The organism is Albidovulum sp., assembly GCF_049646345.1.
Classification (GTDB): Bacteria; Pseudomonadota; Alphaproteobacteria; order Rhodobacterales; family Rhodobacteraceae; genus Albidovulum.
This window is the reverse complement of sequence record NZ_JBARVQ010000156.1, coordinates 1-4,642: the sequence shown is the minus strand read 5'-3', so window position 1 is coordinate 4,642 and position 4,642 is coordinate 1. Positions and strand designations below refer to the sequence as shown.

8 protein-coding genes and 1 pseudogene are annotated in these 4,642 nt (G+C 61.8%); 3 read left to right on the top strand and 6 right to left on the bottom strand.

All coding sequences use genetic code 11. The features are described 5' to 3' along the window. From WBB85_RS03940 to WBB85_RS03915, 6 genes and pseudogenes are all read right to left on the bottom strand, one after another. Window positions 1–410 (bottom strand): annotated as a pseudogene (locus WBB85_RS03940) (sulfur oxidation c-type cytochrome SoxA); the annotation flags it as partial. 66 nt (window positions 411–476) lie between these two features. Then, window positions 477–806 (bottom strand): thiosulfate oxidation carrier complex protein SoxZ, encoded by a 330-nt coding sequence (gene soxZ / locus WBB85_RS03935; RefSeq protein ID WP_432637318.1) that lies wholly within the window; start codon window positions 804–806, stop codon window positions 477–479. An 18-nt stretch (window positions 807–824) separates the two neighbouring features. After that, the gene (soxY, locus tag WBB85_RS03930) at window positions 825–1,244 is read right to left on the bottom strand and encodes a thiosulfate oxidation carrier protein SoxY (protein WP_432637317.1); all 420 of its coding nucleotides are present in this window, start codon (window positions 1,242–1,244) and stop codon (window positions 825–827) included. Between the two features lie 37 nt (window positions 1,245–1,281). Next, entirely contained in the window at window positions 1,282–1,755 is a 474-nt protein-coding gene (gene soxX, locus WBB85_RS03925) for a sulfur oxidation c-type cytochrome SoxX (RefSeq protein ID WP_432637316.1), read from the bottom strand. Between the two features lie 114 nt (window positions 1,756–1,869). Continuing rightward, window positions 1,870–2,436 (bottom strand): thioredoxin family protein, encoded by a 567-nt coding sequence (locus tag WBB85_RS03920; protein WP_432637315.1) that lies wholly within the window; start codon window positions 2,434–2,436, stop codon window positions 1,870–1,872. A gap of 18 nt (window positions 2,437–2,454) precedes the next feature. After that, window positions 2,455–3,192: a cytochrome c biogenesis CcdA family protein gene (locus tag WBB85_RS03915; RefSeq protein WP_432637319.1), complete on the bottom strand. Its 738-nt coding sequence runs from the start codon at window positions 3,190–3,192 to the stop codon at window positions 2,455–2,457. Window positions 3,193–3,267: 75 nt separating this feature from the next. Between WBB85_RS03915 and WBB85_RS03910 the strand changes: the two genes are divergently transcribed. The 3 genes from WBB85_RS03910 to WBB85_RS03900 are packed head-to-tail and all read left to right on the top strand — an operon-like array spanning window position 3,268 to window position 4,458. Continuing rightward, window positions 3,268–3,639 (top strand): hypothetical protein, encoded by a 372-nt coding sequence (locus tag WBB85_RS03910; RefSeq protein WP_432637314.1) that lies wholly within the window; start codon window positions 3,268–3,270, stop codon window positions 3,637–3,639. Beyond that, the gene (locus WBB85_RS03905) at window positions 3,636–4,127 is read left to right on the top strand and encodes a GlcG/HbpS family heme-binding protein (protein ID WP_432637313.1); all 492 of its coding nucleotides are present in this window, start codon (window positions 3,636–3,638) and stop codon (window positions 4,125–4,127) included. The genes WBB85_RS03910 and WBB85_RS03905 overlap by 4 nt, the downstream gene beginning before the upstream one ends. Further along, the gene (locus WBB85_RS03900; RefSeq protein ID WP_432637312.1) at window positions 4,111–4,458 is read left to right on the top strand and encodes an ArsR/SmtB family transcription factor; all 348 of its coding nucleotides are present in this window, start codon (window positions 4,111–4,113) and stop codon (window positions 4,456–4,458) included. The genes WBB85_RS03905 and WBB85_RS03900 overlap by 17 nt, the downstream gene beginning before the upstream one ends. Window positions 4,459–4,642 lie beyond the last annotated feature (184 nt).

Here is a 4,642-nt window from a genome sequence, read left to right as displayed (position 1 = left end):
CGGCAATCGTTGATGTACATTTCCAGCGTGTACATCGTGCCCTTCGCTTCATTGAATTTCGGCATCTGGGGGCGGACACCAACCATGCTGTCAGGGCTTTCGTGGCATGAGGCGCAGGCCTTGCCTTCGGATCCGTCCACCGTGTCCCAGCTGGCCATTGCGGCCTCGACGCCCAGCATACCGGCATTGTCGAAATCGTCCCGCTCCATGTCGCGGGTATCGGCATTGCGGAAATGCCAGCCTGAATACTGTTCGCTCAGGCCATCGATATAGTCAGGTGCTGCTTCGGTATGCGTCACGATTTCGGTTTCGCCGTTGATGACCAGCGTATCATCGGCCGGCCCGGCCCAGACCGGCATCCCGGCCAAGGCAACGACGGCGCAGGTGCTGGCGAGTGTTTTCATCTTCATGCGTTATCCTCCCTGAGGACCGTGCCGGATCAAGCCCCGCGCACGGCCCTGTCCTCATCCCACGCGTCAGGCAACCTCGATCGGCTTCGTGTCCTCGTAAACATCGCCGTCATCGTCGTACCAGGTGAACTTGAATTCACCCGAGGCATCGACCTTGGCCGAGAACTCAAAATACGGATTGGTAGAGATCGCCGGTTCCAGCGTCACATCGACGACATTGGCGCCGTTGAAATCGCAGGTGAAGCGATTGATGATCGAGCGTGGAATGACGTTGCCGTCGCTGTCCTTGCGCTGACCGCTTTCCATCGGGTGGCTGATCAGGGTCTTGATCGTCACCACCTCACCGGCAGCAGCGGTTTTCGGGACCTTCACGCGGGGTTTGACGTCTTTTGCCATGTTATATGCTCCCTGAACTCAGCCGCCGCAGCCGCCGATGGTGACCTTGACCGTGGATGAGGCCTGAACGACCGAGCCATCGGCCATCTTCGCCAGCGCGACCACGTCCTGCGTCTTGGCCAGACGAATGCGGGTCGAGGCGGATTGCGCCCCGGCAGCCGGGCCGAAATTAAACGTAGCGACCGGCGGCGTCGGGTTGCCTGTGGCCAGCACCATGATCGACACCGCGCCCGGCGCATCGACACCGATCGGCACCGTGTTGCCGTTTTCGGCAATCTCGGGCGCGGTCAGGGTGATCCCGCCCGACCCGACCTCGGCCCCGCCTGCGAATTCAGCCACCAGTTCCTCAACCGTTGCGGCCCATGCCGGCATCGGCAGAACCGCCGCGGCTAGACCGCCGAGGCCGAGCGCCATGGCATCCCGTCTGTTCAGTTTCATCTTGTGCTCCTTCATGCGTTGCGCCCTGCCCTGCTGCTCATTCCTTGAGCGTCAGAAGAAAGGCGACGACATCCTCAATCTGCTGTGCGTTCAGCAATGGCGGCAATTCGCCCTCGGCCGCTTTGCCGGTAAAGGCGTTTCCGGGGCGGATATAGGGGCCGGTCTTGTAAAAGGACGGCATCATCGAGCCGTCGAAAGTCATCTTGGCATCCGACACGATGCCCCTGATCTCGGCCTCGCTCCAGCGGTCGGCGACGCCGTCCAGCATCGGGCCGATCTCACCCTGAAACGGTATGTCGGCCAAGGCGGAAACCGCATGACAGGCGACGCAATTGCCCTGCTTCTTGTCGCCGACAATCACAGCGCCCGCAGCCGGATCGCCCGCCGCTCCGGTCAGCGATGCGGCGACCGAACCTTCCTCGAACATCACGTCCGCCGGGGCGGTTTCGGCCATCGCGGCCCCGGCCGCCAAGGCCGATACTGCAAGACCAATCAGTAACTGGCGCGTCATGGATGTCCTCCCTGTTCTCTCCCGACTCGGAGCCTAACTGAGGCATGCGGTCGCATGCAACTTAAAATTCACTAGATTGAATATGTGAATTCGAAGGGTCGCGACCTTATGCTCTCAGTTCGATGATTTCTGTTTTGTGCGTTCGGCAACGTATTTCTGAAAATGCTCGCCTGAGTTGTAGCCGTGATCCTTGACCCAGGTAAAGAGCGCGGCTGTCGTGCCCTTTTCAAAGGCCCCCGGCATCATCACGACGGCCGCCTTCGATGCCGTTGTTTCCTCTGGCACCTCCTCGGGCAGGAAGATCATCGTGGGCGTGAAAACAACGCCCCACTTCACCGCCATGTCCTTTTCCGGCAGGGTTTCACCGTCGAAATCGGTGACCTCGACATCGCCGAAAAGGTTCATCTGCACGACGAAGTAATTCTCGCGGATCAGGGCGTCGATCTCGGGCAGCGGGAAGACCTCTTCATGCATCTTCGTGCAGTAGATACAGCCGCGCTGTTCGACGATGATCATCAGGCGCTTGCCCTCGCCATTGGCCTCGGCCAGATCCTCGCGCAGATCCTTGAAGGTATTGCGCAGCCAGTCGGGCTTGTGCAGCCCGTCATCGCCCAGTTCTACCGCAACGGCCGGAAAAGCCAGTGTCAGGGTCAGGGCCAAAGATGCAAAGAGGCGTTTCATTCTGTCCTCCTGTCGGGATCATATGAACTTTGTGGTCCAGGGCATATACTCAATCATGAACTGGGCAATCGCATTGACGGATCCGGTCGCGATCAGAACGGCGAAGAGGATCAGCATGACGCCCATGACCGTTTCCACATGGCGCAGATAGCGGCGGTTGCGGTTCATCCAGCCGAGAAACGGCTTGGCGAAAACCGCCGCGAGCACGAAGGGCGCGGTCATGCCCATGCCATAGACGAAGAGCAGAACCGCCCCGCGCCAGATCGTGTCGAGACCCGAGGCCACCATCAGAATCGCCGCAAGGGCCGGGCCGACGCAGGGCGTCCAGCCGAAGCCGAAGGCGAGCCCCATGACATAGGCGCCGAACATCGTCGACGGCTCCACCTTCGCCTCGATCCGCGCCTCGCGGTAGAGGAACGGGATGCGCAGAGCCCCGAGGAAATGCAGGCCGAACAGGAACAGGATACCTGCTGCCACGTAAGACAGCGGCTCCAGCCACTGGCGAAAGACCTGCCCCAGCGCCGTGGCCCCCATTCCCAGAAGGACGAAGATCGTCGTGACCCCGAGCGCGAAGGCGATGGCCGACAGAATCAGCCGCCGCTGCGCGCCCGGCGCAATGGTCGCGTCCGACCGGAGTTCCGCCATGGAGATGCCCGCCATGTAACACAGGTAAAAAGGCACCATCGGCAGGATGCAGGGCGATAGGAACGACAGGATACCGGCCAGAAGGGCACCGCCGAATGTCGGATCGATCAGCACGGGAAACCCTCGCCTTGCCGGTGACGGAAAAACATATTACGTTTTTTATATGTAATACCGAAGGCGTCAACCATGCGTATCGCCCTCCTGCCCTTTCTTGCGGTTCTGATGGCCGGATCTCCGGCGATGGCAGAGCTGCGGCTATTGATGGTCGAACAGGATGGCTGCGTCTATTGCGCCGAATGGGACCGGGTGATCGCGCCGATCTATCCCAAGACGCCCGAAGGGCGCGCGGCACCGCTGGAACGGGTGCATATCCGGGGCCCCTACCCTGCGGATGTCGAACTCGGCCCGCGCCCCGTTTTCACACCGACCTTCATTCTGATTGCCAATGGGCGCGAAGCCGGACGCATCGACGGCTATCCGGGCGAGGACTTTTTCTGGGGCTTGCTGGGACGGATGATGGAAGAAACCGGCCAATATCAAAGGGAGAAGACGGAATGAGGAAACTGGCACTCGCGCTGACGCTGATGGCGTCCCCGGCCGCCGCGCAGGATGACGGCGCGCTGATCACCTTTCAGGTGATGAAGCCCGAAGTCGCCCTGACACTGGCGCAGGCGGCGTTAGAAAACTGCCGCGAACAGGGCTATCAGGTCGGCGTTTCGGTGGTGGACCGGTTCGGCGTGACACAGGTCTTTCTGCGCGACCGCTTCGCAGGTCCGCATGTCGAGGAAACCGCCCGCCGCAAGGCCTGGACCGCCGTCAGCTTCCGCATCGACACGCTGACACTGGCCGAGGAAACCGCGCCTGACAAGATTTCCTCGGGCATCCGGCATCTGAGCATGGCGCTGCCGCTTGGCGGCGGCGTGCCGATTGATGCGGCGGGATCGCTCGTGGGCGGTGTCGGGGTCTCGGGCGCGCCCGGCCCGGACATCGACGATGCCTGCGCACGGGCGGGGATCGAGGCTGTCGCGGATGACCTTGCCTTCTGACCACCTTCCTGCCGCTGATGGCCGCGCGGCAACCTTCGCCGACGACATTGGCACACGCGCGGACGCGGCCACCGGTTTTCTCAAGGCATTCGCCCATGAAGGCCGCCTGACCATCCTCTGCCATCTGATTGGTGGTGAGAAATCGGTGACCGAACTTGAAACCCTGCTCGCCTCGCGTCAGGCTGCGGTCAGCCAGCAACTGGCGCGACTGAGGCTGGAAGGTCTGGTGCGCCCCCGGCGCGACGGCAAGGTGATTCACTACTCGCTGTGCGATCAGCGGACGGAACGCATGATCGGGCTTCTGAACGAGCTGTTCTGTAAGAAGCCATAAGAAACACGTCTCAGGGAGGAGACAGGAATGGACACTTTGTCACCCGGCGTTCTGGCGGCCCTTGTCGGCCTCAGCGCAGGTGCGATTCTGGGGCTGGCCGCGCGGCTTGGCAATTTCTGTACGCTCGGCGCGCTGGAAAGTGCGGCCTACGGCGCCGATCAAAGGCGGCTCCGGCTTTGGGGCC